The sequence below is a fragment of the Endozoicomonas numazuensis genome (assembly GCF_000722635.1).
Classification (GTDB): domain Bacteria; phylum Pseudomonadota; class Gammaproteobacteria; order Pseudomonadales; family Endozoicomonadaceae; genus Endozoicomonas_A; species Endozoicomonas_A numazuensis.
The window spans coordinates 78324-81157 of record NZ_JOKH01000001.1; the positions used below are offsets into that span (position 1 = coordinate 78324).

Annotated in this window: 1 protein-coding gene; it reads left to right on the forward strand. The window is 48.0% G+C overall.

Annotated elements, in window-relative coordinates; genetic code table 11:
* Positions 1 to 2834 (forward strand): hypothetical protein (locus GZ78_RS29245; protein WP_034831847.1); only part of this gene is annotated, 2834 nt, incomplete at both ends.

A 2834-nucleotide genomic window follows, 5' to 3' on the forward strand; every position in this document is an offset into this window, starting at 1 on the left:
GCACTGGGGCAAAACGGTGTGGTTAGTAGTGTTACCAACAGCGGAACACTCAACACGGTTTCTGTTTCAGGTACAGGCTGGAATGTGGGCGGCTGGATCGACAAGGCCAGAACATTATCAGCCGCCTCCCCTATTGACCACCTCTATGTCAGCGATACCGAAACCCCGGTCATGGAACCCAGGGATATGTCCTCCCGGCTAAGAATGGCCACTGGTGACCAGCCCCTGACTGTAGAAGGTTCCGCTCCCATTAAGGACTTCCAGATTCATGGCGGAGCAAAACTGGCTAAGGCAGAAACAACAGGGGGTATCAAACACCTGTCTGCTCACAGTGCTGGCGACTGGCAGATAGGCGCCCCGATCAGCAAGGTAGAAAGCTTCACGGCCAATACTGGCAGCCAGGTGGACAGGCTGACGGTCACAGACACCCCTTCCCCTAAACTGGAAGCAGAATCGCCTCGCACAATAACTCTGGTCACTGCCAGTGGCGAACCGCTGAAAACCGTTGTTATTAATGAGCAAGCCACAGTTGAAGAACTGGCTCTTGGGCAGAACGGTGTGGTTAATAGTGTTACCAACAGCGGAACACTCAACACGGTTTCTGTTTCAGGTACAGGCTGGAATGTGGGCGGCTGGATATCTGGGGCCAACAAACTCAAGACACACAGTTCACTCAATAATGTCTATGTTAGCGGCTCAGAACTCGATAAAGCAAAAGCCAACCTTAAGTTTACCACTTCAAAACAACCTCTAAACATAGAAACAGCCGACCAAGGTAAGATAAAAAAACTCACACTAGGCCAATCCGGCCAGTTGGGGTCTGCTAATGGTTTAGTAGATCTCATCATTAAAGGCAATGAATGGAATGTCAGGGATCCCATTACTGATCTAAAAAGAGTTCTGGTTGATAAAGACGGTCATGCCAGCACAATCACGAGTTCGTCTTCAGAGTCACCACCAACAGAAGCACTGAATTTAAGCTTTTCAGCAGCGTCTACCAAACAATTCATAATCACTAACAGAGGGACAGTTGATCAGGTTGACTTTTCAGAAGAAGGCAGCCGCCCCCCAATGGGTCTTATACAGGAAGCTGGAGCCATTAATAAAGTCAAAGGCAACTTGACCCTTAATGATCAAATCACCCTAAAAAACGGTACAATTAATGAGATGACAGGTGTTTCCATCATCATGGCGCCACAAAGTGGGGGGCAATGGCAATTGCCTGCACTTAACGGCGTCAAAAAAGTGGTAACCAAAGCCAGTCCAACACATATAGAACCTTATGCTGTCGATAGGGTCACGCTCAGCAACCTTGCTCCCCCAATGGCTCCCACATCAAGAAACCTATGGCTGAACACTTCAGAAAATACCCCTGTCGGATTTCTTTCTGACTCACCGAACATGATCGGAGAGCTGCACGTTAACGACAATATTCATTTTGGATCAGTAAAGGGGGTTGAAAACATTGTTATCAAGGGAACAGGCTGGAAATCCCATGGTTTTGTTGAAGATATCTTCGCCATTGCTGTCGAAGAAGGTGGGACACTGACAAGAGCGGGAACAGCACCTGCAAATCTTCCTGATCAGGACATGTCGCTGAACCTGGCATTCAAGGAAGAATACGAAGAAGACGACTACTTCATCATTTCGAACCAGTCACCACAATCCATTGGTGAAGTTGATTTTTCTACCAGCACTGCACGCCCCAACCTGCTCTATGTACAAGATGGTGGCAATGATGATGTTGTCATTAAAGGCAACACTGATAAAAATGACGCCATCTACATCATGAGTGGTGATATACCACATAGGCACTCAGGTATCAGTGAAATTGGTTTTGCAGGTGAAGGCTGGGCAGACAAAGTCTATCAGGATAAAAGACTCCATATATTAGGAGGAAAAAACACTTTTGATTTGGTAAAAGCTATATCGCTGAAACCTGCTGAAGGGACTGAAAAAGCAACAACTGCACCCATCAGCAAAGACAAAACTGTATTTTTTGCCTATTCGGACGAAATGCCCACGCGCACGACTTTGCTCAGTTTAGCTAAAGTAGATACAGTCGATTTTTCAGACGCTGATCGTTCAAATCTGACTTATTCACAACTGGACGGTGAAACAACACACTTTGAGGGTAACAGTGAAAAAGATGATCGGCTTGTACTCTGGGGGGGTAACTTCAAGTCCGACACAAACACTCTGGATTCTATTATTGTCAAAGGACGTGATTGGAATGCACCAGGCACTCACGAGGGTGTGAGTACACTCAAAGTGAAAAGTGTGGGCAAAATTGACCGGATTACCCTTCTGGAAAACCCGGCAGCCCGCACAGCAGCAGACCCTCAAACATTAACCCTGGTCACCACCAGCGGTAAACCATTAGAAACCCTGACCATCAGCAAAGGCGCTACCGTTGATGAACTGGAATTTGGGGGTGGTGGCTCAGTCAGCAAGGTGGATAACAAAGGCACTCTGAATAAGGTTAATTTGTCCGATGCCAACTGGGTCGCAGGAGGCTGGATAGACAGAGTCAATACCCTGACAACCAGTGCCACTCTTGATCACCTGTACGTCAGCGATACCGAAACCCCGGTTATGGAACCCAGGGATATGTCCTCCCGGCTAAGAATGGCCACTGGTGACCAGCCCCTGACTGTAGAAGGTTCCGCTCCCATCAATGACTTCCAGATTCATGGCGGAGCAAAACTGACTAAGGCAGAAACAACAGGGGGTATCAAACACCTGTCTGCTCACAGTGCTGGCGACTGGCAGATAGGCGCCCCGATCAGCAAGGTAGAAAGCTTCACGGCCAATACTGGCAGCCAGGTGGACAG